A 25,413-nucleotide genomic window follows, 5' to 3' on the forward strand; every position below is an offset into this window, starting at 1 on the left:
GGAGTGCGGCAATGGTCTATGTGCTGGGCGGCTGGCAGAGCGATTTCTCGCGCAACTGGGCGCGCGATGGGATGGAGATCGTCGACGGCTTCGCCGAAGCGCTGAACGAGGGCCTTGCCGCGACCCGGCTCGATCCGGCGGAGGTCGAATGCGGCCATGTCGGGAATTTCGTCGGCGACCTGTTTGCGGGGCAGGGTCTGCTGGGCGGGTTTTTCGGGCTGGTCGATAGCGCGTTCGACGGGCTGCCGACCTCGCGGCACGAGGCGGCCTGCGCATCGGGCAGCGTGGCGATCCTGGCGGCGATGGCCGAGATCGAGGCGGGCCGGTACGATCTGGCGTGCGTGCTCGGGCTGGAGCAGATGCGCAACGTGCCGGGGCAGATTGCTGCGCAGCATCTGGGCGCGGCGGCATGGGCGGGGCATGAGTACGGCGATGCGCGCTATGTGTGGCCGCGCGCCTTTTCCGATGTCGCCGAGGAATATGACCGCCGCTACGGCGTGAAGTACGAGCATCTGATGCGCATCTCCGAAGTGAATTTCGGCAATGCGAAGCGCAACCCCAACGCCCAGTCGCGCGGATGGGCATTTGCGGAGAATGCATTCACCGAAGACGACGAAGCCAACCCGGTGGTCGAGGGCCGTACCCGCAAGATGGATTGCGGACAGGTGACCGATGGCGCGGCGGTGGTGTTCCTCGCTTCGCCTGCGCGTGCTGCGGAATATGCGGCGAAGCGCGGGATCGCGCTGGAGAGCCTTCCGCGGATTTCGGGTTGGGGGCATCGCTCCGCGCCGATCTCGTACAAGCAGAAGATCGCCGCGAGCGAAGGTGCTGAATATGTCTTCCCGCAGGTGCGCCGGGCGATCCTGGAAGCGCGCGAGCGGGCGGGTGTTGGCGACCTGTCGCAGATCCACGCGGTCGAGACGCACGACTGTTTCGCGATGACCGAATATATGGCGATCGACCATCTGGGCCTGACCGCGCCGGGCGAAAGCTGGAAGGCGATCGAGGCGGGCGATATCGAGATCGGGGGCAAGCTGCCGATCAATCCTTCGGGCGGTCTGATCGGGCTTGGGCATCCGGTCGGCGCGACCGGCGTGCGGATGGCACTGGACGCGTACAAGCAGGTGAGCGGCACCGCGGGCGACTATCAGGTCGATGGCGCGAAGACCGTGCAGACGCTGAACATCGGCGGATCGACCACCACCACCGTCAGCCTGATCGTGACGAGCGAAGCGGCATGAGCGAAGCCGCGCCGTTCCGCGAAGCCGAGTTCCTTCCGGTCGATCTCGATGTGCAGCGCGATGGCGATGGCACGATCCGGTTGAAGTCGCGCGTGCCGCTCGACGTGGGCGACGCGAACCTGCCGCGGGCGATTGCTGCGCGGGCGCTGGCGATGGGCGACAAGAGCGCGGTCGCGTGGCGTGGGGCGGAGGGGGAGTGGGTCCATCTTCGCTATGACCAGCTCAAGCGCGAGATTGATGCGGCGACGCAGTGGCTGATCGACCATGTGCCGCGCGGACGCACCATGATCCTGATGGCCGGCAATGGCCGTGCTGCGGCGGTGTTGACCGTGGCGGCATGGGGCGCTGGCGTGATCCTGTGTCCGGTGGGTCCGGCTTACGGGCTGGCTGGCGGCGAATTGCTGCGGCTTCGCCATGTGTTCGCGAAGACTGATCCGGCGGTTGTCTTTGCCGATCCGCATCCGGCGCTGGCTGCGGCGGTCGCGGCCGTGGCGGGGCCGGAGGTGACGATCATCGCCGCCGATCCGTCGCTCTACAATCGCGACGCGGTGGCGCTGGAGGAGGTGCTTGCGACTGAGCCGACCGACGCGGTGGCGGGATCGATCGACGCGATCGATCCGGATGCGGTTGCGTCGTACATGCTGACCTCGGGTTCGACCGGGCTGCCCAAGCTGGTCGAGATCAGCCTCGCCAATTTCGCGGCGAACAGCGCGCAGGGGTTGATGTCGATCGGCCGCGCGGCGGGCTGGGGTGACATGATGCTCGACTGGCTGCCGTGGCATCATGCCGCGGGCGCCGGGCTGCTCCGCGCGACCCTGCTGAACGGTGGCACCATCTATGTCGATGGTGGAAAACCGATGCCCGGGCTGTTCGAGGAGAGTCTCCGCAACATGCGCGAGATTCCGGTGGCGTATGTCAACAATGTGCCGCTGGGCTATGCGATGCTGGTCGATGCGATGGAGCAGGACGCGGTGCTGCGCGCGACCTATTTCTCGAAGCTGCGGCTGATGCTCTATGGCGGTGCCGGCCTGCCGCAGCATGTCCATGACCGGCTGCAGCAAATGGCGGTCGCGGAGACCGGGCACCGCATCCACATGACCACCGGATACGGCATGACCGAGAGCGTTTCGGGTTGCATGACGATCCATTTCCCGACCGACAAGGTGGGTATCGGCCTGCCCGCGCCGGGGCTGGAAGTGAAATTGGTGCCGCATGACGATCGCTACGAAGTCCGCCTGCGCGGGCCGAACGTGACGCGGGGCTATCTCGACGAACCGGCGAAGACGGCGCAAGCGTTCGACGAGGAAGGCTATTACCGCACCGGCGATCTGGCGGTGTTCCATGACGATGCGCAGCCCGAGGCCGGGCTGGCCTTCGCCGGGCGGCTGGCCGAGGAGTTCAAGCTCTCCAACGGGACATGGGTCTATGGCGGGCAGCTGCGTGAGGCGTTGCTGAAGGCGCTGGCGCCGCATGTCGGCGAGCTGGTGCTGTGCGACGACAATCGCGATTGTCTGGGCGTGCTGGCATGGCCCAAGCCCGATGCGCCGGACGACCTGCTCGATCTGGTGGCCGAGCAATTGCGCGTGTTCAATTCGCAGCAGCGCGGCGGATCGGCGACCGTGCGCCGCGTGGCGCTGTTCGACCGGCCGCCCAATCCCGGCGCGAACGAGATGTCGGACAAGGGCACGATCAATCGCCGCGCGGTGCTCGACAACCGGCCGGACGATCTGGAGCGGCTGTACGCGGCCTTGCCGGGCGACGGGGTGCGCGCGGTTTGAGCTGGCTGGCGGTCAACGCCGCGGTGCTGGCCGGGTTCTTCCTGGCCGCCTGGCTGGTCTGCCTGAAGTTGCGCGACGTGACGCCGGTCGACAGCCTGTGGGCTTTCGGGATGGTCGTGCTGGCGATTTCCAGTTTCGTGCAGACCGGCGGCCTGCGCGAACGCAAGCTGTTGCTGCTTTTATTGTGCGCAGCATGGGGGCTGCGGCTGGGCGGATACATGCTGTGGCGGTGGCGGACGCATGGGACCGATCGGCGCTATGCCGCGATGCTGGGCAAGGCGGAGGCGCGGCGCGGCTGGGGCTTCGCCAAGGCCTCGCTGCTGCTGGTGTTCGCGACCCAGATGCCGTTGCTGTTCATCGTCGCGCTGCCGGTGCAACTGGGGCAGGCCGATGCTGCGCCGGGGCTGGGATTGCTGGCATGGATCGGCGCCGGGCTAGCGGTGTTCGGGATCGCCTTTGAGACCATTGGCGACGCGCAACTGGTCCGCTTCCGTCGCGATCAGGCCAATGCGGGGCAGGTGATGCAGTCCGGCCTGTGGCGCTACACGCGGCACCCCAATTATTTCGGCGACGCCTGTACCTGGTGGGGGCTGTACCTGATCGCGGCGGAGACACCGACGGGCATCTGGGCGTTACCCGGACCGCTGCTGCTCACCTGGACGCTTATGAAGTGGAGCGGTGCGCCGACCGTGGAGGGCCGGCTGCACAAAACGCGGCCGGGCTATGCCGATTATGTGCGGCGGACCTCGGGCTTCGTGCCGTGGGTGCCGCGCACCTAGTTCAACCGCTCGACAACCATCGCTACGCCGACCCCCTGCGCGCCGGTCGCAACGACGAGGCCGTAGGTGCCGTCGGCTTCGTCCAGCGCATCGAGCAGTGTCGACAGCAGTATCGCCCCGGTGGCGCCCATCGGGTGACCCTTGGCAATGTGGCCGCCGCCGACATTGACGCGATCCGGATCGACCAGCCGGTCGCGGAGGAACTTTGCGATCACCACCGCGAAGGCCTCCATGAACTCCACCCGGTCCATATTTGCGAGGGTCAGGCCGGCGCGGGCGAGCGCAAGATCCATCGCGGTGAAACCCGCGAGGAGCGAGTCGCGCGCATCGCCGCCGGTCTCGGCGAAACCAAGGATGCGGGCGCGGGGGCGTTCGCCATGGCCGATCAGCGCGAGGCCCGCGCCATCGGCCATGGGCGGGGCATGGGCGACGCTGTGGCGATGGTCGATCTCCGCGCCGTCGAGCGCCGCGCGATACTGGTCGGCGAAGGCGGTGAAGGCGGCGGGCATGGCGGCGAGCTTGCCGGGATCGGTCGCGCGCGGGGCTTCGTCGCGGGTGAGCTTGCCCGCCGGAATGCGCGAGGCGAGCAAGGCGGGGCGATCCTCGGCGGCCAGCGCGCGGGTCTGTGAGGTGAGCGCGGCGGCATCCAGTTCGGCGCGGGTGATCCCTTCCTTCACCGCCAGAAGGTCCGCCGCGAGCGCCACGGGAATGTAGCGCAGTCGCGGCGGCAGGCTGGTGGCCGTGTAATAATCGGCCTGATCGGCCATGAAGGGCACGCGCGACATCATCTCGACGCCGCCGGCGAGCGCGCGATCCGTCACGCCCGCGTCGATCATCGCCGCGGCCTGACCGATGGCGGAAAGACCCGAGGCGCAGAAATTGTTGAGGCTGTGCGCGGCAGTTTCGGGCGGCATGCCCGCGGCGAGCTTGGCGATCATCGCGATATGCCCGCCCTGCGCGCCGATTTGCCCGACGCTGCCGATGGTCATCAGCCCGGCACTGCGCGGATCGCGACCGCGCGCGTCGAGCGCATCGACGAGGTGCGCGATCAGGCCCTCTGGAGTCTCGGCCGCGAGACCGCCATCCTTCTTCGCCTTGCCGCGCGGAGTGCGGACGGCATCGAGGATCAGCGCCTTCATGCCTGCCACACGCCCTGCGGCTGATAGGCGAACAGGCCCGGCGGTGCGGCGACCACATCGGGGATGGCGCGGATCGCGACGGCCATGGTCGCGTCGGTCAGCGCGCGGCTGGGCGGGGCGGTAGGATCGCCTTCATGGATGTCGAGCGTCATGCGCACATTGGGGCGGCCGGTGATGTCGACGATCCAGTGACCCGTGGTGCCGTCGCCATGCAGGCTGGGATCGGCGGTCCACAGGATCGCGAGCGTCATCGCCACGCCATTGGCCAAATGCGCGGTCCAGCGCCAATGGGTCGCGGCGACCCGGCCCTGCGCGATGGTACCCGCGGGGATGACGATCTCGCGCGGGGCGAGCACCAGGTCGTGGTGCGGATCGATCCGCTCGACATGGCTGCCCATCGCGTCAGCGGAGAAGTGCAGCACTTCGCTGAACAAGGTCGAATAGAGCGCGGCCAGCGGTCCGGTGCGGATATCGGAGACGGCGGGATCGGAGCCGAGGCCCATCAGCCCGAACACGAATTCGGGCGAGGCCATCGCCGAAGCGTCGACCGTTTCGCGGATCTCGATCGTCTCGATGCTGGCGCACATGGCGGTGGCGGCAAGGGTCAGCCGCTCGACCACGACGCCGGGCTGCACACCCACGCCCGCCAAGGTCACGCCGCCCCGGATCGCCGCGGCATGAAGCCGCTCGGCATAGGCGGCGCCATGTGCATGCGGCCAGTGGAAGCCTGCGGTGGAAACGACATTCTTGCCCGATTCGAGCAGGCGGATCACGTCCTCCGCCATCGCATCATAGGGCAAGGTGATGCGCGGCGTGTGCAGCACAACATCGGCGTCGGTTGCCAGCGTCGCCTCGATATCGTTGGTGGCGAGGATACCGGTATCGGGCCGCCGCGCGATGGCGCCAGCGTCCATGCCTGATTTGGCCGGGCTATAGACATGGACCCCGGCCAGTTCGAGGCCGGGGGAATCGATGATACGCCGCAGCGCGGTTCTGCCCATCGAGCCGGTGGCCCATTGGATGACGCGGATCATCACTTCCTCCCCTTTGCGAATCCCGCATAGGGCGATTGCGCGAGCGTGTCAGTCTATTTATGCAAGTCACTAGCGAAATGAGGAGAGAGCCGTGTTCCTGACCCCTGCGGAGCGCATCGCCGATTACGAATCGCGCGGCTGGTGGGAGGGGATCACGGTCGACGCCCTGTTCCGCCGTGCCGTCGCCGGCGGCGTCGACGGCCTGGCGCTGGTCGATCCGCTCAATCGCGCCGATCTGGACGGCGTTGCGCCCGAACGGCTGAGCTGGCGCGCGCTGGACGCGCGGGTCGGGCGGATGGCGGCGGGGCTGCTCGCGGCGGGACTGGTCAAGGACGACATCGTCGCGGTCCAGCTTCCCAACACGGTGGACGCGGTGATCCTGTTTCTCGCCGCCGCGCGCATAGGGCTGATCGTCAGCCCGGTGGTGATGCAATATCGCGAGCATGAGCTGGGGCATATCGTCGAGCGGACGCAGCCCAAGGCATTCGTGACGGTGCCGATGTTCGCGGGGCACGATCATGTCGCGATGGTCGCCCGGCTGGGCATGCGCGTGCTGGTGCTGGGCGAAGCGGCGGGCGCGGAGGATTTGCTGGCGCTCGCCCGCGCTGCCGATCCGCTGTCGGCCGAGGCCTATGCTGCGCAGCATAAGGTCGCGGCGGGCGAGGTGCTGACGATCTGCTGGACCTCGGGCACCGAGGCGCGGCCCAAGGGCGTGCCGCGCGATCACAATCATTGGGTGCTCAATGGAAAGCTGGTGGCCGAGGCTGGCGACATGCGGCCGGGCGAGACGTTGCTCAACCCGTTCCCGCTGGTGAATATCGGATCGATCGGCGGGTTGGTGATGCCGTGGCTGACGATTCAGGGGACGCTGGTGTTGCACCACCCGTTCGATCTCGGCGTGTTCCTGCGCCAGATCGCGGCGGAGCGCGTGAACTATACCATCGCGCCGCCCGCGGTTCTGACCGCCCTGCTCAAACAGCCCGCGATGCTGGCCGATGCCGACCTGTCCTCGCTGCGCGCGGTGGGATCGGGATCGGCGCCGCTGTCGCCGTGGCTGATCTCGGGCTGGCGCGACGGGCATGGGGTGGAAGTGTGCAACATGTTCGGATCGAACGAAGGCGCGTCGCTCTTCTCCAATCATGTCGATGTGCCCGATCCGGAGGAGCGCGCGCGCTTCTTCCCGCGGCTGGGCGGCGAGGGGGTGGAATGGCCATGCCTAATGCACCGGGTGATGCGCTCGCGGCTGGTCGATCCGGCGACCGAGGCGGAGATCACCGAGCCGGGTATTGCGGGTGAATTGCGGGTCGACGGGGCGTTCCTGTTCAGCGGGTACTGGCGCGCGGAGGACCCGGCGGCGGCGTTCGATGAGCGGGGCTGGTTCCGCACCGGCGACCTGTTCGAGATCGCGGGCGAGGGCGGGCGCTTCTATCGCTTCGTTGGGCGCAGCAAGGAGATCATCATGCGCGGCGGGGTCAACATCTCTCCCGCCGAACTGGACGATCTGCTGACCGGCATGCCTTCGGTGCGTGAGGCGGCGGTGGTGGGTATCCCCGATCCTGTGCTGGGCGAACGCGTTGCGGTGGCGGTGGTACCGCAGGGCGATGCGCCGTCCCTGGCAGACGTCACCGCATGGCTGCGCCTTCGTGACGTGGCGGTCTTCAAGCAGCCCGAACGGCTGGTGGTGCTTGACGCCCTGCCGCGAAACGCGATGAACAAGATCGTACGCAGCAATTTGCGCGAGACCGTGCTGGCCGCGATGCAGGGAGATACGAAGTGATGAGCCGACGGGAAGCAATCGGAGTCGGCGCGGCGGCGCTGGCGGCGGGCGGTGCGGCTCCGGCGATCGCGGGGGCGAGCGACCCGATGGCGCTGCCCGAGCCGAGCCTCGCTTTCGCCTTCCAGCTCGAGGTGACGCTCGGGCCGCCGCAGGAGCTGGGTGTGGTCGACGGCGTGCGCAAGCGGATCATCCCGATCACCGGCGGCAGTTTTTCCGGCGAGAAGATCAAGGGCGCGGTGATGCATGGCGGCGCCGACTGGCAGGATATCCGGCCCGAGGACGGGCTGACCCGGGTGTTCGCGCATTACTGGCTGAAGGCCGATGACGGCGCGGTGATCTCGGTAAAGAACAACGGCGTGCGCCGCGCCCCGCCCGAGGTGATGAAGAAGATGATGGCGGGCGAGATCGTGCCGCCCGCAGACTATTATTTCCGGACCAACCCGGTGTTCGACACCGGCGCCGCGGCGCATCGCTGGCTGAACGAGAATATGTTCGTGTGCGTGGGCGCGAGGCTGCCGGACAAAGTGGTGATCCGGACGTATCTGGTGCTTTGACCCAATCCTCCCCCGCAAGGGGGAGGTGTCAGCGCAGCTGACGGAGGGGGAGGTAAGCGATCCGCTATCTTTAGTGATTCCGCCCCCTCCGCCGCCTTCGGCGTCACCTCCCCCTTGCGGGAGAGGATTTAGGAACGCAGCAATTCCCGCCCAACCCAATGCGCGTGCGTCCCACTGCTGATCTTGTGCGGCAGCGCGATGCGGCAGACCGGGCCTTCCTCGAACCGCTTGCAATCGATCAGCACGCATTCCGATGTGCCGCGATTTTCGTCGATGATGAAGCTGACCAGATAGCCGTCATCCTCGTCCTTCGCGTCCACCCGCGGCGCGAACGGCGCTTCGCTGGCGTAGCGGCCTTCCTCCAGCTTGAGCGACCAGCTCTCGCCGGTTTCCAGATCATGCTTCACGAAGCCGTTGAACAGGAACCAGCCGGGCCGCGTCGTCGTGCTGTACGCATAGCGATAAGGGCGGCCGGCATAGGCCTGATTGAACATCCCGAATTCGAGGATGCGATCGTCGAGATGGCCTTCCTTCGTCTCGCCCGTCGCGAGGTTGAAACGCCAGCGGTGGAGCTTGGGGCGGAAGCTGTGCTCGTCGAGATAGCCCATCAGATGACCATGCTCGCCCATGTCGGCGAGCGGCTCTGGCATCGGGTTTTCCTGGAAATAGCCGTCCATCACCACTTCGTCGCCATCCTCATAGGCGTTGAGGAAATGGAGAATGTAGGTGGGCTTCGCGTCGAACCAGCGGATATCCGCTTCGCCGCCATGGCGCGGGATCAGGGCAAAGCGCGAGGGCAGGTCGTGCATGCGCACCGCATGGATATCGCGTTCGAGCAGCTTCTGGTCCCAGAATACCGGCAGGTCGTTGAGGATCGACCAGTTCTCCGAAAAGCACATGTCGTGCGGCAGGCGCGGCCCGGGCAGCGGCACCGGCGTGTAGGTGACCAGCTTCCCCGAATGATCGACCACGCCGTAATGCATATAGGGCGCGTGCTTCGAGTAGTTGAAGAACATCAGCTCGCCGGTGCGGTCGTCCACCTTGGGATGCGCCGAGATGCCGTCAAGCGGCACCCAAGGGGCGACGCCGGTCTGCTCCAGCGTTTCGGGATCGAGGACATAGCCTTCGCCGCACTGGTAGAAGGTCGAGATCGCCTTGCCCGCATGGACGATGATGTCAGTGCTGGAGGAATCCTTCAGCCGCCCGTGCGCGCCGAAGCCCGGCCGCGTCGACACGCCCGGCCCGTCCATCAGCCCGCCCCATAGCGACTGGCCCGCGCGCTGCTCCGCGTCGAAGCAGCGGGTGCGCACGAAGCGGTTGCGGTAGGATGCCTGACCGCCGCGGAAGTCGATCTGGTGGATCATCCCGTCGCCGTCGAAGGGGTGATGACGGCCCAGCGGCTGGTGGATCTGGTTCTCGGTATTGCGCAGATAGACGCCGTCGATGTCCGCGGGAATCGCACCCTCGATCACGTCGAGTTCGATCGCGTCGACTTCCTCCATCTGCGGCGTCCATGCGCCGGACAGATAGGGGTGGTTGCTCGGCTGTAGCGACGAACGGATCGCCGGCAGTCGCTCGACCTTCATGAGATACCCCTCTCCGAAACACTCTTCATTGCCGGGCTAGCGCGGAAGGTTTGTTTGTGCAAGTTAGTACGCGAGAGGAACGCGAAATGCATATCGGGACCCTGTTGGCCATGACCGCCCTGATCGTGACGCCCATCGCCGCGGGTCCCGCAGCATCCGCCCATATTCCAGCACAGGAGAGTGAAGTGGCCAAGGACCCCCGCATCGTCGTCGTCGAGGAGATGATCCACGCCTGGAACGTGCGCGACTGGAAGAAGGTGGGCGATCTGTTCGCCGAAGACGGCGTGCTGCATTCGATGATGATCGAGCCGGTCACCGGGCGCGCGCAGATCGCGGCGCGGATCGAGGCGCTGGGCGCGGGGATCGATTCGATCACGCTGCACATCCACAATATCGGCATCGTCGGCGATGTCGTGGTGATCGAGCGGACCGACGAGTTCGTCTATAACGGCCATCACGGCAAGGTGCCGGTGGTCGGCGTGCTCGAGATCGAGAATGGCAAGGTGAAGGTCTGGCGCGAATATTACGACCGCGCGCAGTTGCTGGCGCAGATGGGCGTCTCGCCGGGGGATCATTGAGGTTGCATTCGGCTTCGCTGAATGGCGGCACCGGCCCGCTCCCCCACCCGACCACCCAACAGGATATGCTATGGGAGGCCGGGTGGGGGAGCGGGCCGGTGCCGCATCCACGCAAGTGGATCGAACGAGCCTTGGCTTTCGCGGATCGTGCCATGCGCGCTATAGGGGTGCGATGAGCGGGCGATATTGACGTGCAGAACCTAATCCGCACCTGTTCCATCTGGCGCGCGCTCGAGGTGGTGGGCGATACGCCGACGCTACTGATCCTCGAGGCGAGCCTGCTCGGCGACCGCCGGTTCGACCAGTTCCGCCGCCGCACCGGCCTGCTCAAGGCGCTGCTCAGCGATCGGCTGAAGCGGCTGGTTGCGGCCAAGGTGCTGGAGAAGCGCCGCTACAGCGAAAGCCCGCCGCGCGACGAATATGTCCTGCTGGAAAAGGGCCGCGCGCTTTACTGGCCGGCGCTGATGCTGTTGCGCTGGGAGCTGATGTGGGGCGACGGCGAAGGCAAGATGCGCGTCGAGCTGACGCACAAGAAATGCGGCCAGCGCTTCACGCCGCTTCCCGCCTGCTCGCATTGCAAGGGTGAGGTCGACGCGACCCTGGTCGAATGGTGTGAGGGGCCGGGCGTGGGCTGGATGGCGCCCTTCTACAGCCGCCGCCGCCAGCAGCGCGACAGCAGCGAAGGCACGGCCTTGTTCGAATCCGCGGCGCAGTTGCTCGGCGACCGCTGGGCCAGCCTGATCATGCGGTCGATCTTCACCGGCATCATCCGCTTCGACGATATCCGCCGCGACACCGCGATCGCGACCAACATTCTGGCCGAGCGCCTTGCCTGGCTCACCAATTTCGGGGTGATCCGGCAGGTCCAGTACGAGACCAATCCGCCGCGATACGAATACAAGCTGCGCCGCAAGGGTGTGGACTATTACCCCGCGCTGCTGATGCTGATGCAATGGGGCGACAAATATTATGCCTCGCCCGAGGGTCCGCCGCTGCTGCTGACGCACAAGAGCTGCGGGCATGAGCTGGATGCGATGGTGAGCTGTTCGGAATGCCGCGAGCCGCTCCACGCGCAGGACGTGACCTTCCATATCGAGGAAACCGACGGCACCGATGATATCGAGTCCGCTGCCGCGGAGTGATCAGCGCGATCCGGCGAGATCGAGCGCGACGTCGACGATCATATCCTCCTGCCCGCCCACCATCTTGCGGCGGCCGACTTCGGTGAGGATCGCGCGGGTATCGACGCCATGGTCCGCCGCGGCTTTCTCGGCATGGCGCAGGAAGCTGGAATAGACGCCGGCATAGCCCAGGGTCAGCGTCTCGCGGTCGACCCGCACCGGCCGGTCCTGCAACGGGCGCACCAGATCCTCGGCCGCGTCCATCAGCGCATAGAGATCGCAGCCATGGTTCCAGCCATGCCGGTCCGCCGCGGCGATGAAAACTTCCAGCGGCGCATTGCCCGCGCCCGCGCCCATGCCGGTCAGCGAGGCATCGACGCGCACCGCGCCATTCTGGACCGCGACGATCGAGTTGGCGACGCCGAGCGACAGATTGTGATGGGCATGCACGCCGCGTTGCGTCTCGGGCTTGAGTACCCGGTCATAGGCCTGAAGCCGCGCGGCATAATCGTCCATCGTCATCGCGCCGCCGCTGTCGGTCACATAGACGCAGTGCGCGCCATATTCCTCCATCAGCTTCGCCTGCTGCGCCAGCGCATCGGGCGGCGACATATGGCTCATCATCAGGAAGCCCGACACGTCCATGCCCAGCCCGCGCGCGGCTTCGATATGCTGTTTCGAGACGTCGGCTTCGGTGCAATGGGTCGCGATGCGGACCGAGCGGACGCCCATTTCATAGGCATGCTTCAGGTCGTGGACGGTGCCGATGCCGGGCAGCAGCAAGGTGGTGAGCACGCTATGCTCCAGCACCTCGGCGACCGCGCCGATCCAGTCCCAGTCGCTATGCGCGCCGAAGCCATAGTTGAACGACGATCCCTGCAACCCGTCGCCATGCGCGACTTCGATGGCGTCCACCTTCGCCCGGTCGAGCGCCCTGGCGATCGCCTGCACATGATCGAGGCCATATTGGTGGCGGATCGCGTGCATGCCGTCACGCAGCGTGACGTCCTGGATATAGAGCTTGGTGGTGGCGGGATCGAAGGTCATGCGGCTGCCCCCTGATGCATGCGGGCGGCGATCTTCTCCGCGGTGCGGAGCGCGGCCGAGGTCATGATGTCGAGATTGCCGGCATAGGCGGGCAGATAGTGGGCGGCGCCCTCCACCTCGAGGAAGACGGTGACCTTCAGGCCGGTGAAGTCGGTCCGCCCGGTTTCCGCCATTTCCGGGATGTGCAGCGGCCGGTTGCCGCCGATCGATTCGAACTGCACCGCCTGTTTCAGCCGGTATCCGGGGACATAGGTCTGCACTTCGGCAACCATCGCCTCGACGCTCTGACGGATGGCATCGCGGTCGGCCTCGTCGCACAGGCAATAGACGGTGTCGCGCATGATCAGCGGCGGCTCGGCGGGGTTCAGCACGATGATCGCCTTGCCGCGGGTCGCGCCGCCGACATCCACGATGGCCTGGCTGGTGGTCTCGGTGAACTCGTCGATATTGGCGCGGGTGCCGGGTCCGGCGCTCTTCGACGCGATCGAGGCGACGATCTCGCCATAATGCACCTTCGCCACGCGATTGATCGCGGCGACGATGGGGATGGTCGCCTGTCCGCCACAGGTGACCATGTTGACGTTGGGCGCGTCGAGGTTCGCGTCGCCGTTCACCGGCGGGATCGTATAGGGGCCGACGGCGGCGGGGGTCAGGTCGATCACCCGCTTGCCGTGGCGGCGCATCAGCGCATCATTGTGCTTGTGCGCGCCCGCCGAAGTGGCGTCGAACACGATCCCGATATCGGCAAAGCCATCCAGTTCGACCAGCCCGTCCACGCCGTTGGCGACCACCGGCACGCCCATCCGCGCGGCACGCTTCAGCCCGTCGCTCTCGGGATCGATGCCGACGAACGCGCCCATCTCCAGCACGTCCGACAGGCGCATGATCTTCATCATCAGATCGGTGCCGATATTGCCGGAGCCGATGATCGCGACGCGGGTCTTCGTCATGGTTCAGCCCTTCGCGTAGGTGAAGCTGGCCTCACCGATCCCGCCGACGATCGCGCGGACATGATTGCCCGGGGTCAGCGCGACCATCGGCCCCAGCGCCCCGGCCAGCAGCACATCGCCCGCCTTTAGCGGCTCGCCGCGCGCCGCGAGGGTTCGCGCCAGCCATGCCGCGGCGTTGAGCGGATTGCCGAGCGCGGCGGCAGCAACGCCGAGCGAGGCGATGGCGCCGTCGATCTCCATCACCATCCCGGCGCTGTAGATGTCGAGCCCCGCCAGCGGCTTGCCCTCGCCCAGTACGAAAAAGGCGGAGGAGCCATTGTCAGCGACGGTATCGGCGAAGCTGATCTTCCAGTCGGCGATGCGGCTGTCGACGATCTCGATCGCGGCATGGACGCTGCGGATCGCGGCCGCGGCCTGTTCCGCATCGGTCTCCGGATCGGGAAGATCGGTGCCCAAGGTGAAGGCGATCTCCGCCTCGGCCTTGGGCTGGAGCGCGCGCGCGGGGTCCAGAAAGCCGCCGTCCGCGACCTGCATGTCTTCGAACAGCGCGCCGAAATCGGGCTGGTCGACGCCGAGCTGGACCTGCACCGCCTTGGCGGTCAGCCCTGCCTTGCGCCCGACGATGCGGCGGCCCTGCGCTTCCCAGAAGCGGGTGTTGATCGTCTGCACCGCATAGGCGCCGTCCACATCGAGCGGGTCCAGCCCGTCGCGCAACGGCGGTACTGCACCGGTGGAATAAGCATCGCGCAAGCGGCTGGCGAGCGTCTCGTGGCTGGTCCGGGTCATGTATCTCTCCTGCGCCTTGGCTAGGATCTTCCGCCGCTTGGCACCAGCGCAGCATCGTCGTATCTTCTCACGATATGAGAAACGGGGTGCCGCAGATCAGGGCGACCAGCCGCACGCTGGCGATGCTGGAAGCGGTCATTGCCGATGGCGGGCGGCAGAGCATCGCGGCGCTGGCGCGAGCGAACGGCGTGCCGGTGGCGACGGCGCACCGGCAGGTCGCGACGTTGGTGGGGGAGGGCTATCTGGCGCTGTCGGGCGATGGCCGCCATCTCCCCGGCCCGCGCCTGCTCGGCCTGCTGCACCGGCTGGACGAGAAGCAGGTGATCGCCAGCGTCGCGGCACCGCTGCTCGATGAACTGGCTCGCGACCTGCGCTGCACCGTCCAGCTCGGCACGTTCGAAAACGAGATGGTCACCTATCGCATCAAGACCGGCAGTGGCGCCGATGGGCTGTTCACCCGGGTGGGCATGCAGCTCGAGGCCTATTGCTCGGCGATCGGCAAGGTGCTGCTCGCGCATCTGCCCGGGGGCGAGCGGAGCGGTTATCTGGCGAACGGGCCGTTCGTGCCGCTGACCCCGCGCACCATCGTCGATCCCGGCGAGCTCGCCGGCGAGCTCGCGAAGGTGCGGGCACAGGGCTTTGCGATCGACGATGGCGAGATCGACGAGGGACTGATCTGCCTCGCGGTTCCGGTCCGCAATCCCGAGGCGCGGGTGCCCGCCGCGATTTCCGTATCGCAGATCGAGGGCGATCCGGCGCGGGTGCCGCACGAACGGCTGCTGCCCGCGCTTCGCGAAACTGCTGACGCAATCGAACGCGCCGCCTTCGGCTGATGGCCCTTTCCCCCTCATGCGAGGGGATGCCCTCCGCACCAGCCTTCTGGGAAAAGCCACGCTGCCGCTTTTCTGGAGAGAGACATGCGCAAGGCTGGGAAATTGTGGGGCTTCGTCGTCAAGCTGATGGCGCTTCTGGCGCTGATCGGCGCGTTCATCGCCTTCATGCGGATGCAGGAGGATGTGAGCCTCTATGACAAGCTGAAGACCCAGGGCCATGTCTCGCGCGCGATCATCGAATCGAAGAATATCGAGGAGATCGAGCGGCGCATGCCCGGCACGCGCCGCCGCACCAGCGGCACCACGACCACCAGTGAGGTCCAGTTCCTCCAGTTCCGCTTCGACAAGAAGTCCACCGTCACCTTCGCGGATTTCGCCAGCGGCAAGGCGGGCGAGGCCGCGCTTCCGCCGGTTCCGGCCAGGACCGGCGATCCGGTGGAGGACGGCAAGGCGTTCGGCATCTCGCGCGTGTCGCGGGGGACCTATGACAAGGCGCAGGTCGGCGCGACCGTGGTCGTCGCCAATGTGCCGTGGAATCCGGACTCGCCGGTGCTGGTCGAGGAGATCAATTCCTTCACCCCCGCCGGTTACTATCCCTGGATCGGTGGACTCGTTTTCCTTGCGATCGTCCTGTGGCTGCTCGGCCGCAGGATCGGCAAGGCAGGCTGATTGGACTTTGGCCCCCGAAATGCGCATTGATCCGGATATGGCGAACGGCGCGAACGGCGCGGACGAGCAGGAGCCGGCGCGGGCGAAGATCGTCTTGGTCGAGGACGACGCGTCGTTGCTCGCCTATGCCGGATCGGTGCTGGCAGGGGCCTCCGACATCGAAGTCGTCGGGCAGGCCGAATGCGTCGCCGATGCGCTGGCGCTTGTGGCGCTGGCGCCCGACCTCGCCCTGCTCGATCTCGGCATGCCCGATGGCAGCGGGATCGAGGTGCTGACCGCGCTGCGGCGCGACGTGCCCGGCTGCAAGATCCTGGTCTTCACCGTGTTCGAGGACCGCGCGAGCGTGATCAACACGCTGAAGGCCGGCGCCGACGGCTATATCCTGAAGGACACCTCGCCCGAGCAGTTGCTGGCGCATGTCCGCGCGACGATCGCGGGCGAGACCCCGATCAGCTCGCGCGCCGCCAGCCATCTGCTCAGCTTGGTCCGCGACGATCCGCCGGAACCCGATCCGGCCATCGATACGCCGCAGCTTTCGCCGCGCGAACGCGAGCTGCTCGAATATCTCGCGCGCGGGCTCGGCCGCAAGGAAGCCGCGCGGGTGATGGGCATCTCGCCCTATACCGTCGCCGAATATATCCAGGGCATCTATCGCAAGCTTCAGGTACGCTCGCGCGGCGAGGCGGTGTACGAAGCCGTGCAGGCAAAGCTGATCACGCTCGACCGGTCCTGAGACGCTGCGCGGCGAACCCCCCTCGCATGGGGGGATACCGTCCGCACCATCGCCCGTGAGACCTTCCCCGCCGAACCAAATTCGAGGGGATAGCCGTGTTTCAGTATCGCAACCGTTCGCAGCGCAAGCTGGCTTTGTTCGCGACCGCGTCGTTCCTGTCGCTCGTCGCCGCGACACCGGCCTGGGCCGATTGCGATCCCACTCCGGTGACCGAGCCGATCGGCAACATCACCGCCAACGGCACCACCGTTTCCTGCACCGCGGCCAATAGCGGCAAGACCATCGTCTCGAACGCCGACTCCGTCGAAGTCCATGTCCAGCCCGGCGCGACGCTCGACAACAGCAGCGTCACGCTGAACGGCTATCTCAATTCGCTGAACTTCGCCGGGGGCAGCTCGTCGAACAACCTCAGCTTCGTCACGACCGGTCTGGGCGGCCAGATCATCTTCGCCAACGGATCGAGCGCGACCAATCTCAGCGCGACGGTGACCGGCGATAGTGGCTATATCCGGATTCTGGCGGGCGCGACCGTCACTGCGGCGCCAGGCAACATCGTCCTGTCGAACGCCCCCGGCCAATATTCGACCTTCTCGCTGCTGGGGACGCTTTCGGCCACCGGCAACAATGGCGGCGCCTATTTGCTGACCGGAGGATCGAGTTCGCAGACCTTCAATATCCACGGCACGCTCAACGCCGCGCCCAACGGGCTGCTGATCAACGCCGGCGACGGCGATGACGATATCAGCCTGATCGCGGGCGCGGTGATCGGCGGCGGGACCGGCAACAATCTGCTGTTCGATGGCGGTAACGGCAACGACCGCCTGTTCATCGCCGGAGGCGGCACCAGCAACTACAGCTCGATCAATATCGAGCAACTCTATGTCACGCCGGGTGCGGGCAACACGCGGATCCTGAACGGCTCGGGCGACTATTCGCAGGTCCAGCTTGGTGCCGGGACCACTTCGGTCTCCAGCCTGTCGGCGCTGGGGCAGTCGAACTCGTTCATCCAGCTGGGGTTCAACTCGCGGCTGCTGCTCGATCTCACCGGCCCGGCGAGCTTTGGCCACAGCATCACCGGACCCGGCACGATCCAGCAGGACGGACAGGCGGTTACCTATACCGGAAACGGGACCGGCTTCACCGGCAGCTTCCTGCTGAGCAGCGGCACCGCGACCATCGCGTCGAACAACGCGTTCGGCACCGGCACGATCACCACCAACGGATCGCTCGAGCTCACCGGCGTCACCGTCGGCAACAATATCGGCGGCAGCGGCACGGTGACGAAGGTGGGTCCCGGCACCGGCGTGCTTTCGGGCAACAACAGCTATGCCGGCGGCACCTTCGTGCAGGGCGGTATCCTGTCGATCACCAACACGAACGCGGTGAGCAGCTCGACCGTCACGGTCGGGCCGGGCGCGACGTTCGATCTCAATTTTGCGACCGACCAGACCTTCTCGAACGACATCACCGGGCAGGGCGGGGTTTCGAAGAGTGGTGCGGGCATCGCCACGCTGACCGGCAACAACAATTATAGCGGCGGCACGGTGATCAACGCCGGCGGTATCCGGGTCGACGATCTCGCGCGGCTGGGCACCGGGCCGGTCGTCGTTGCCAACAGTAATTCGTTCCTGATCCTGAACTATAATGGCGCCGCGCCCCTGGTGCTGGCGACACCGTTCCTCTCGGGCAATGGCGGCTTCATCAAGGAAGGGACCGGCGAGCTCGAGCTTGGCGGGATCAACAGCTGGGCCGGCGGTACCGCGGTGCGCGCGGGCACGCTGCGACTGGCCAGCGGCGACGCTGCGGGCACCGGGCAGATCCGCGTCGATGCGGGCGCGACGCTGGCGCTGGGCAATAATTTCAGCAGCCCGTCGGTCAGCAACAACATCTCCGGCGCCGGTACTATCCTGATCGATACGCCGGGCGGCGCCGCGCTCTATGGCGACAATTCGGGCTTTACCGGCACGATCAACCTCGCATCGGCCAATGCCTATCTCTACGCCCAGACCGGCCAGTCGCTGGGTGCCGGCACCGTCAATCTGGGCGGCGGTGGTACGCTGCTCGAATTCGACAATCCCAACAACGAGATCGTCGTCGCGACGCTGACCGGCTCGGGCACGTTCGAAAAGCGCGGCAACGGCGTGCTCGACCTGACCGGCACCAACAGCCTGACCGGCAATGTCGATGTCCGTTCGGGCACGCTGCGCGTCGCCAGCGGCGCGAATATCGGCACCGCGACGGTCAATCTCGACAGCGGCGCCTTCCTCGACGTCAACACCAGTGGCAGCACCACGCTGGGCAACACCATCACCGGTCAGGGCCGCCTGCAGAAGAGCGGCATCGGCACATTGCTGGTGACCGGCACGAACAGCTATTCGGGCGGGACCGATATTTTCGCGGGCGCGATTCGCGTGACCGATGTGTCGGCGCTCGGGACGGGGCCGATCTCGGTCTATAACGGCGCCTTCCTCGACCTCTCGATCGCGGGTTCGGCCACGCTTGCCGTGAACGCATCGGGATCGGGCAAGCTGCGCAAATCGAATGTCGGCGACCTGACCCTGACCGGAACCTCGCTCACCGGCGGCATCGACATCACCGGCGGCCGGGTGATCGTGAACAGCGTGGCGGCACTGGGCGGCGGTCCGGTCAGCACCGCGGCGGACACGCAGCTGGTGTTCGATATCTCGACCACCCAAACCAGCAGCGTCGCGATCAGCGGCGCGGGCGCCGTGACCAAGAATGGCAGCGGCACGCTGGTGATGCAGAACGCGAACAGCTTCACCGGCGGCACCGTGATCAATGCGGGCCGGCTGGGACTGAACGACGGCGGCGCCCTCGGGTCGGGCACCGTTCTCGTGCAGCTGGGCGCGATCCTGGGGATCGGCGACATCACGCTCGCCAACAACGTCACCGGCGGCGGGCAGATCATCAAGACCGCGGGCGGAAACGCGGTTCTGACCGGCGTCAACTCCCATAGCGGTGGGATCGACATCCAGGCCGGGTCGGTCAGTGTGACCGGCAATGCGCCGCTGGGCAGCGGCACTGTCACGATCGGATCGGGTGCGCAGTTGAACTATACCGCGACCAGCAACCTGACCTTCGCCAACGCGCTGTCCGGCGCGGGAAGCTTCAACAAGCTGGGCACGGGGATGCTGACCTTCTCCAATCCCTTCTCGGTCGGGTCGCTGAGCGTTGCGACGGGCCGGGTGCGGATCAATACGGTGGCCACCACCAACGCCACCGTCGCCTCCGGTGCGACGCTGGACGGCACCGGCCGGATCGTCGGCACCCTTACCAACAACGGCACGGTCGCGCCGGGCAACAGCATCGGCACGCTCACCGTGCAGGGCAATTATGTCCATGGATCGGGATCGGTGCTGGAGATCGAGTTCGATGGCGCGGGGGGGATCGACAAGCTCGATGTGACGGGCACGGCGACCCTCAATGGCGGGACGCTGCGCTTCGTCTCGATCGGCGCGGCGGAAGGGTCGGGGGGCACCTTCCTCACTGCCGCGGGGGGCGTCACCGGCACCTTCGCCACCGTGGAAACGGTCGGCGCACAGCTGCCGCTGGCGGTGATCTACCTGACCAACAGCGCGATCATGGCGCCGTCGGTCCTCACCGCCCGCCCCTCCACGGTCAACGCGCAATCCTTCGCGGCGGCGGACACCGCGTTCGGCTTCGTTGATACCGTCGCCGATGCGCCGCGCTCGGGCCAAGGCACGCGCCTGTGGCTGCAGGGCTTCGGCGCCGACGGCAATCGCAGCGCATCGGGCACCACGCTTTCCTATGGCCATCGCAGCCATGGCCTGAGCGGCGGGCTGATCGTGCCTGCGGGCAATGGCTGGTCGTTCGGCGTTTCGGGCGGCTGGGCGAAGGGCGATATCGAACTCGGCGCCAATGGCGGTGGAGGCGATCAGGACAGCCTGCTCGGATCGGTGCAGCTAGGCTATTCGGGCAATGGCGCATCCTTCTCGGCCGGTGTCGTCGCGGGCAAGGTCGAGCAGGACACGCTGCGCAACGTCAGCTTCAACGGCTTCTCGGCCAGCGTCAGCGGCGAGACCAGTTCGTCGCTGATCGGCGGCTGGGTGTCGGGCGACGTCCGGCTCGGGTCGGCGGGCGGCTGGGACTTCGGCGTCAGCGGCCGTGGCAGCATCGTCCGCCAGAGCCAGGACGGGTACACCGAAAGCGGCACCAGCCCGCTGCGCCTGACCGTCGGCGATATCGAGACGACCACGCTCGAGGGCCGGGCGGGCCTGTCGGCGAAGCGCAGCTTTGCGGGCGGTGTCGATCTCCGCTTCGATGCGGGCGCGCGTTATCTGGGTGCGACCGGCGACCGGGCGATCCCGGTGACCTTCGCCGCCAGCAATGCAGGTATCGTGCTGCACGGCGACACGCGTGACGGCGTGCAGGGCTATGCCGCGGCGCGGCTCGATTACCGTGTCTCCGAACGTGTGACGATCGGCGCGGGCTATTCGGGGCAGGTCGGCCAGACCGATCGCCACGAAGGCCGTGTCGGCGTGAGCATCGGCTTCTGAGGGCCTTGCCTTCAGGTCCCCCGCGATCATTTTCCACACCTGAGATGATCGCGGGGATGGGGTGGAGTGCCAGGCCAGAGGCGCTCCACCCCGCTTTTTTGCTGCGCGCGATGCTGGTGCTCCTGTCGCTGCTGATGCTGGGCGCCTCGCCGCCGCGCGACGCTGTCGAGATGCGCAGCGGCGACTGGCATTTGCTGTGCGACAACTGGAACGCCTGCCGCATCACCGGCATCGCGCCGGACAGCCGCAACGGGCGGGCGCTGGTACTGATCGATCGCAGCGCGGTGCCGGGATCGACCTATCGCGTGCGGATCATATTCCAGGGCGTCCGCGAACCATGGCGCGAGTTGCGGCTCTTTCCCGGCAATCCCCGCAGCCTGCCGCCGCCGCTGCGGCTGGAGTTCGAGCCTTATGGCGTGCCGGACATCCACTTCCTCGTCGATCGCGACCGCAGCGTCTCGCGCTTCCTCGGCCTGCTCGCTGCGCCCGGCCGTGCGGTGATCAGCGCGAGCGGCCTGCATGTCGCGGACATGCCGCGCGGCGATATCCGCGCGCTGCTCGCCCGGATCGAGCGCGAGCAGCGACGGCATCCCGAACTGCCCGAGGCGGATGATTCGGGACCACGCTTCGATTTCGAGTTTCACCGCGTGCGGCAGCGGCCCGATCGCGAGCTTCCACCGGGCATGCACAGGCCATGCGGGCGCGTCGCGGATCGCGGGTCGCTCGGCTGGCAGCTCGACAGCGCGCATCGCATGTGGATCGTCCAATGTCTCGGCCGCTCGCGCATTTTTGTCGAGATACGCGATGGCGCGGTTCAGCCGATCGGCCCGGACCTGCTGCCAGGAGGGCTGCCCGCCGGGGTGGCTGCATTCGATCCTGAAGAGGCGATGCTCACGCTCGCTACGGGCAGGGAGGGCCGCACGGATTGCGGCGAGCGTCGCAGCTGGGGCTGGGTGGAAAGCGAGGGATTTGTGAGCGTTCGTGTTCAATCGATGCCGATGTGCCGCGGCATTCCATCCGAATTCTGGCCGGATCGCTGGTCGGCGCGGCGCTGGCGGGTGCTGGGCTGATGGCGATGCTCAAGACGCTGCTGATGACGCTGGCGATCGGCCTGTTCGGGCGGGACCAGGAATGGACCGCGCCCGAAGTGCGCGAATATGACGACTGGTCGGTCGCGTGCGACAATGGCCGCCGCTGCGAAGCGATCAGCGCCTCGGCGGAATATTCCCAGCGCCTTCGCGAAAGTGATGCGGGCGATCTGGCGATGCCGCTGCTGCGCGTGGTGCGAGAGGCCGGGCCGGGCAAGCTGCCGCGCCTGTTCGTCGACCGGCGCGTGTGGGCCGACCGTCCGGCACCGCGCAAGCTGACCCTCCATGTCTATTATGACGGCGATGGCGACCGCACCGGGCGCGCCTATCGGCTGATCGCTTCGCCCTCCGGACTGGACGAAGTCGATCCGCGCGACGTGCCGGCCTTTCTCGCCGAGAGCGCCCGCTCCTCGCACGCCGCCACGCGGCTTTCCGATGGATCGATGCACGGCCTGATCACCACGCGCGGCATGGTGGCGGCGCTACGTTTTGTCGACGAGGTGCAGGGGCGGCGCGACAATGTGACGGCGATCTATGCGCGCGGCTCGCGCCCGGCCTCGGCGGTCTATCCGCCCAAGCCGCTGCCCATGCCGGCGGCGGTGCGCGGTACCGGTGGACGGCGCGAGACGGCGGCCGAGATGTCGGCGCTGCGATCGTTGCGCGACGGGATCTGCGGCACCGGTGTCGATCCGCGCACCCTGACCGCGAAACTCTATCACCTCGCCAATGGCCATAAGCTCTGGTCGGTCGATTGCGGCGTGTTCAACGGCAGCGATGCGCTGCTCTGGCTGATCGATCCAGGCACCGGCGTGCCCGAGGTTCGCAACCTGCCCCGGCCGGAACAGGGCCGCCCGTCGATCGTCCCCTATCTGCCGGAGAGCAGCTTCGATCACATGACCGGCGTAATCACCGCGCGCTATTTCGATTCCAGCCGCGGCGATTGCGGGTGGGAGCGCAAATGGGCATGGACTGGTTCCAGGTTCGAAATGATCGAGGCGCGCGAGATGCGCGCCTGTATCGGCATCCTGCCCGAACGGTGGCTGGTCACCTATCGGACGCAGGCGCGACGGGGAGAGGGCCGGCGGTGAAGGCGGGCGTGACGGCGGGATGGATCGGCCGCATCCGGGGCGATGCGGGGCTCTGGGCCGCGGCGGCGCTGATCTTTGTCGCCGTGCAATTGCTGTTCTGGCTGATGGTCGGCTGGGGCGAGACCGCGGTGCGCCCGGCATCGCTGACCGCGCGGCCCTGGGTCGAATATCAGAGCCTCGACGAAGCCGGAAAGCCGGTCGGCGCCCCGGCGCGCGCGGCCTATGACATCGATCCGATCTACAATGCGCCGATCGGCCGCGGCAGCCCGCGCGCGGCCTTCCTGATCCCGTTCGATCTGGCGCAGCCGCAGGACGATCTCGCCTTCTTCCTCGCCAGCACGCAGGGGCTGGAGGAGATCGAGGTCAACGGCCATCTGCTCCAGCCCAACGTGCCGCTCAATGCCCTGCGCGGGGCGTCGGATGGCGAGGCGGTCTTCTACATGTTGCCCAAGGGCGCGCTGAAGGCCGGGCGCAACCAGATCCGGGTGCTGGTGGAGACACAGAGCGCGATCATCGCACTGGCGCCCTTCTCGATCGGCCCGGCGGAGGAAGCGGCGCGCGCGGTGAAGGCGGCCGAACTGGTCGGCAAGACGCTGCCCACGGTCGCGGTATCCTTCCTGCTGTTCGCGATCCTGCTGTGCATGGTGGTCAACTGGCCCGCCGAGGACCGGCCACGCGTGCGCGCGCTGCTCGCCTTGCTCGCGCTGTGGATGGCGCGGACCTATTTCATCACCTTCCAGACGCCGTTCGAGATCCCGTTCCTCTTCACCTATTTCATCTATTATCTGCTCGAGACCTCGGCGCTGATGGCGTTCGGCCGCTATGTGGTGATCGAGGGACAGCTCGATCCGCGCTGGCGGCGCGGGATCGGCTGGCTGTGGATCGCGCTGATCGCGGGGACGGTGATCGCGACCGGACTGGGGCTGGCGATGGGACCCTCGGCCCAGCATCTGATGAAGCGGCTGCCGCAGGCGGTGGGGATCGCGTCGCTGCTGGTCGGCGTGGGTTCGCTGCTGGTGCTGGCGCGCTCTGCCGCGCAATCTGCGGACGGCCGCCTGATCGAGCGCGGCGCGCTGATGCTGTGCATGACGGCGTTTCTGGTCGATGCGGCGGACTCGGCGTTCGGACTGACCGTGCCGTTTGCGACCGGCCTGCCGCTCACCTTCTATATCGCGGCGCCTGCAGGCATCCTGCTCGGTCTGGGCGTGATCATGTCCGCCGCGCGCGAGGCGACCGAGGCGCGGCGCACGGTGATGACCGCGAACCGGGTGCTGGCCGAACGGCTGGCGCAGCGCGAGGCCGAGCTCGACCGCACGCACGAGACGCAGCAGCAGATGCTGCGCCGTCAGGTGATGCTGGAGGAGCGCCAGCGCATCGTGCGCGACATGCATGACGGGATCGGCGGGCAGTTGCTCGGGCTGATGATGCAGGTGCGCGGCGGGGCGATTGCCGGGCCGCAGATCGAGGCTGGGCTGCAATCGAGCATCGCCGATCTGCGTCTGATCGTCGATTCGATGGACACGGCGGAGGAGAGCCTGGTCGAGACGCTCCGCTCGCTCGAGCATCGCGTGCGTCCGCAGATCGAAGCGGCCGGCATGGCGTTCCACTTCTTCGACGAGGCGCAGGACGGGATCGCACCGCCCGGCCCCCGCGCGACGCTCCAGATCCTGCGCATCCTGCAGGAGGCAGTGACCAACGCAGTGCGCCATTCCGGGGCGAGCGAGATCCGGCTGGAGACGGCATCGGATGCGGACGAGCTGCGGATCAGCGTGGCCGACAATGGCAAGGGGATCGGCGCGGCGGTGCGGCGTGGGCGCGGGCTGAAGAGCATGGAGACGCGTGCCGGTGCGGTCGGCGGCAGGCTGGCGGTGGAATCGGGGCCCGGCGGCACGCGCGTGTCGCTGATCCTGCCGCGCGAGGCGATTGCCGCGAACGGCGAGTAATCCCTCCATCTGCGGGGATAGGTAAGGGGACAGGACCGGGCGATGATCGTGGCGGAAGGAATCCGCCATGCCCCGCATTTCCCTGACCCTGTCCAGTGCCGCATGCTCGCTGACGCTGATCCTGCTCGCCGCCGAACCTGCGCTGGCCCAG

The 25,413-nt window shown here is 67.1% G+C and carries 20 protein-coding genes; 14 read left to right on the top strand and 6 right to left on the bottom strand.

Annotated features, from left to right (window positions below; all coding sequences use genetic code 11):
- The first annotated feature begins 11 nt into the window (after positions 1 to 11).
- Genes P1X14_RS09080 through P1X14_RS09090 form a run of 3 tightly spaced genes read left to right on the top strand, consistent with a single transcriptional unit; the run spans position 12 to position 3,798 of the window.
- Positions 12 to 1,241 carry an acetyl-CoA acetyltransferase gene (locus tag P1X14_RS09080; RefSeq protein ID WP_277315022.1) on the top strand — a complete coding sequence of 410 codons (1,230 nt, stop codon included), beginning with the start codon at positions 12 to 14 and terminating at the stop codon, positions 1,239 to 1,241.
- Complete coding sequence (locus tag P1X14_RS09085) at positions 1,238 to 3,019, top strand: AMP-binding protein (protein ID WP_277315023.1); 1,782 nt, start codon at positions 1,238 to 1,240, stop codon at positions 3,017 to 3,019. The genes P1X14_RS09080 and P1X14_RS09085 overlap by 4 nt, the downstream gene beginning before the upstream one ends.
- The gene (locus P1X14_RS09090) at positions 3,016 to 3,798 is read left to right on the top strand and encodes a DUF1295 domain-containing protein (RefSeq protein ID WP_277315024.1); all 783 of its coding nucleotides are present in this window, start codon (positions 3,016 to 3,018) and stop codon (positions 3,796 to 3,798) included. The genes P1X14_RS09085 and P1X14_RS09090 overlap by 4 nt, the downstream gene beginning before the upstream one ends.
- On the opposite strand, the gene P1X14_RS09095 is transcribed toward P1X14_RS09090, so the two are convergent.
- Together P1X14_RS09095 and P1X14_RS09100 are read right to left on the bottom strand one after the other, a co-directional pair.
- Positions 3,795 to 4,937, bottom strand: a complete 1,143-nt coding sequence (locus P1X14_RS09095) for an acyl-CoA thiolase (RefSeq protein WP_277315025.1) — start codon at positions 4,935 to 4,937, stop codon at positions 3,795 to 3,797. The genes P1X14_RS09090 and P1X14_RS09095 overlap by 4 nt on opposite strands.
- Entirely contained in the window at positions 4,934 to 5,971 is a 1,038-nt protein-coding gene (locus P1X14_RS09100) for a hypothetical protein (RefSeq protein WP_277315026.1), read from the bottom strand. The genes P1X14_RS09095 and P1X14_RS09100 overlap by 4 nt, the downstream gene beginning before the upstream one ends.
- Before the next feature lie 91 nt (positions 5,972 to 6,062).
- On the opposite strand from P1X14_RS09100, the gene P1X14_RS09105 reads away from it, so the two are divergent.
- Positions 6,063 to 7,748, top strand: a complete 1,686-nt coding sequence (locus tag P1X14_RS09105) for a class I adenylate-forming enzyme family protein (protein WP_277315027.1) — start codon at positions 6,063 to 6,065, stop codon at positions 7,746 to 7,748.
- Entirely contained in the window at positions 7,748 to 8,302 is a 555-nt protein-coding gene (locus P1X14_RS09110) for a DUF3237 domain-containing protein (protein ID WP_277315028.1), read from the top strand. The genes P1X14_RS09105 and P1X14_RS09110 overlap by 1 nt, the downstream gene beginning before the upstream one ends.
- Positions 8,303 to 8,430: 128 nt before the next feature.
- Here P1X14_RS09110 and P1X14_RS09115 read toward each other — a convergent pair whose 3' ends face one another.
- The gene (locus P1X14_RS09115) at positions 8,431 to 9,888 is read right to left on the bottom strand and encodes a carotenoid oxygenase family protein (protein WP_277315029.1); all 1,458 of its coding nucleotides are present in this window, start codon (positions 9,886 to 9,888) and stop codon (positions 8,431 to 8,433) included.
- An 86-nt stretch (positions 9,889 to 9,974) separates the two neighbouring features.
- On the opposite strand from P1X14_RS09115, the gene P1X14_RS09120 reads away from it, so the two are divergent.
- Entirely contained in the window at positions 9,975 to 10,466 is a 492-nt protein-coding gene (locus P1X14_RS09120) for a nuclear transport factor 2 family protein (RefSeq protein ID WP_277315030.1), read from the top strand.
- Positions 10,467 to 10,657: 191 nt separating this feature from the next.
- Positions 10,658 to 11,608, top strand: a complete 951-nt coding sequence (locus P1X14_RS09125) for a helix-turn-helix domain-containing protein (protein ID WP_277315031.1) — start codon at positions 10,658 to 10,660, stop codon at positions 11,606 to 11,608.
- Here P1X14_RS09125 and dmpG read toward each other — a convergent pair whose 3' ends face one another.
- The 3 genes from dmpG to P1X14_RS09140 are packed head-to-tail and all read right to left on the bottom strand — an operon-like array spanning position 11,609 to position 14,370.
- The gene (dmpG, locus tag P1X14_RS09130) at positions 11,609 to 12,634 is read right to left on the bottom strand and encodes a 4-hydroxy-2-oxovalerate aldolase (protein WP_277315032.1); all 1,026 of its coding nucleotides are present in this window, start codon (positions 12,632 to 12,634) and stop codon (positions 11,609 to 11,611) included.
- The gene (locus tag P1X14_RS09135; RefSeq protein WP_277315033.1) at positions 12,631 to 13,584 is read right to left on the bottom strand and encodes an acetaldehyde dehydrogenase (acetylating); all 954 of its coding nucleotides are present in this window, start codon (positions 13,582 to 13,584) and stop codon (positions 12,631 to 12,633) included. The genes dmpG and P1X14_RS09135 overlap by 4 nt, the downstream gene beginning before the upstream one ends.
- Positions 13,585 to 13,587: 3 nt before the next feature.
- Positions 13,588 to 14,370: a fumarylacetoacetate hydrolase family protein gene (locus P1X14_RS09140; RefSeq protein ID WP_277315034.1), complete on the bottom strand. Its 783-nt coding sequence runs from the start codon at positions 14,368 to 14,370 to the stop codon at positions 13,588 to 13,590.
- Positions 14,371 to 14,456: 86 nt separating this feature from the next.
- Between P1X14_RS09140 and P1X14_RS09145 the strand changes: the two genes are divergently transcribed.
- The 7 genes from P1X14_RS09145 (at position 14,457) to P1X14_RS09175 (ending at position 25,262) form a co-directional block, all read left to right on the top strand.
- The gene (locus P1X14_RS09145; protein WP_277315035.1) at positions 14,457 to 15,203 is read left to right on the top strand and encodes an IclR family transcriptional regulator; all 747 of its coding nucleotides are present in this window, start codon (positions 14,457 to 14,459) and stop codon (positions 15,201 to 15,203) included.
- An 84-nt stretch (positions 15,204 to 15,287) separates the two neighbouring features.
- The gene (locus P1X14_RS09150) at positions 15,288 to 15,872 is read left to right on the top strand and encodes a hypothetical protein (RefSeq protein WP_277315036.1); all 585 of its coding nucleotides are present in this window, start codon (positions 15,288 to 15,290) and stop codon (positions 15,870 to 15,872) included.
- 19 nt (positions 15,873 to 15,891) lie between these two features.
- Positions 15,892 to 16,605, top strand: a complete 714-nt coding sequence (locus tag P1X14_RS09155; protein WP_277315037.1) for a response regulator transcription factor — start codon at positions 15,892 to 15,894, stop codon at positions 16,603 to 16,605.
- A gap of 95 nt (positions 16,606 to 16,700) precedes the next feature.
- Complete coding sequence (locus P1X14_RS09160) at positions 16,701 to 21,143, top strand: autotransporter-associated beta strand repeat-containing protein (protein ID WP_277315038.1); 4,443 nt, start codon at positions 16,701 to 16,703, stop codon at positions 21,141 to 21,143.
- Positions 21,144 to 21,253: 110 nt separating this feature from the next.
- Entirely contained in the window at positions 21,254 to 22,213 is a 960-nt protein-coding gene (locus P1X14_RS09165) for a DUF1176 domain-containing protein (RefSeq protein WP_277315039.1), read from the top strand.
- Positions 22,144 to 23,319: a DUF1176 domain-containing protein gene (locus P1X14_RS09170; RefSeq protein ID WP_277315040.1), complete on the top strand. Its 1,176-nt coding sequence runs from the start codon at positions 22,144 to 22,146 to the stop codon at positions 23,317 to 23,319. The genes P1X14_RS09165 and P1X14_RS09170 overlap by 70 nt, the downstream gene beginning before the upstream one ends.
- Complete coding sequence (locus tag P1X14_RS09175; protein WP_277315041.1) at positions 23,316 to 25,262, top strand: ATP-binding protein; 1,947 nt, start codon at positions 23,316 to 23,318, stop codon at positions 25,260 to 25,262. Before P1X14_RS09170 ends, P1X14_RS09175 begins: the two co-directional genes overlap by 4 nt.
- Positions 25,263 to 25,413 lie beyond the last annotated feature (151 nt).

It is taken from the genome of Sphingomonas sp. AOB5, from assembly GCF_029433115.1.
Taxonomy (GTDB): Bacteria; Pseudomonadota; Alphaproteobacteria; order Sphingomonadales; family Sphingomonadaceae; genus Sphingomonas.

Excerpts from the sequence above, each read along its gene's own strand:
- P1X14_RS09080 (WP_277315022.1), top strand. The coding sequence starts at position 12 with ATGGTCTATGTGCTGGGCGGCTGGCAGAGCGATTTCTCGCGCAACTGG.
- P1X14_RS09085 (WP_277315023.1), top strand. The coding sequence starts at position 1,238 with ATGAGCGAAGCCGCGCCGTTCCGCGAAGCCGAGTTCCTTCCGGTCGAT.
- P1X14_RS09095 (WP_277315025.1), bottom strand. The coding sequence starts at position 4,937 with ATGAAGGCGCTGATCCTCGATGCCGTCCGCACTCCGCGCGGCAAGGCG.
- P1X14_RS09100 (WP_277315026.1), bottom strand. The coding sequence starts at position 5,971 with ATGATCCGCGTCATCCAATGGGCCACCGGCTCGATGGGCAGAACCGCG.
- P1X14_RS09110 (WP_277315028.1), top strand. The coding sequence starts at position 7,748 with ATGAGCCGACGGGAAGCAATCGGAGTCGGCGCGGCGGCGCTGGCGGCG.
- P1X14_RS09115 (WP_277315029.1), bottom strand. The coding sequence starts at position 9,888 with ATGAAGGTCGAGCGACTGCCGGCGATCCGTTCGTCGCTACAGCCGAGC.
- P1X14_RS09120 (WP_277315030.1), top strand. The coding sequence starts at position 9,975 with ATGCATATCGGGACCCTGTTGGCCATGACCGCCCTGATCGTGACGCCC.
- dmpG (WP_277315032.1), bottom strand. The coding sequence starts at position 12,634 with ATGACCTTCGATCCCGCCACCACCAAGCTCTATATCCAGGACGTCACG.
- P1X14_RS09135 (WP_277315033.1), bottom strand. The coding sequence starts at position 13,584 with ATGACGAAGACCCGCGTCGCGATCATCGGCTCCGGCAATATCGGCACC.
- P1X14_RS09140 (WP_277315034.1), bottom strand. The coding sequence starts at position 14,370 with ATGACCCGGACCAGCCACGAGACGCTCGCCAGCCGCTTGCGCGATGCT.
- P1X14_RS09150 (WP_277315036.1), top strand. The coding sequence starts at position 15,288 with ATGCGCAAGGCTGGGAAATTGTGGGGCTTCGTCGTCAAGCTGATGGCG.
- P1X14_RS09155 (WP_277315037.1), top strand. The coding sequence starts at position 15,892 with ATGCGCATTGATCCGGATATGGCGAACGGCGCGAACGGCGCGGACGAG.
- P1X14_RS09165 (WP_277315039.1), top strand. The coding sequence starts at position 21,254 with ATGCTGGTGCTCCTGTCGCTGCTGATGCTGGGCGCCTCGCCGCCGCGC.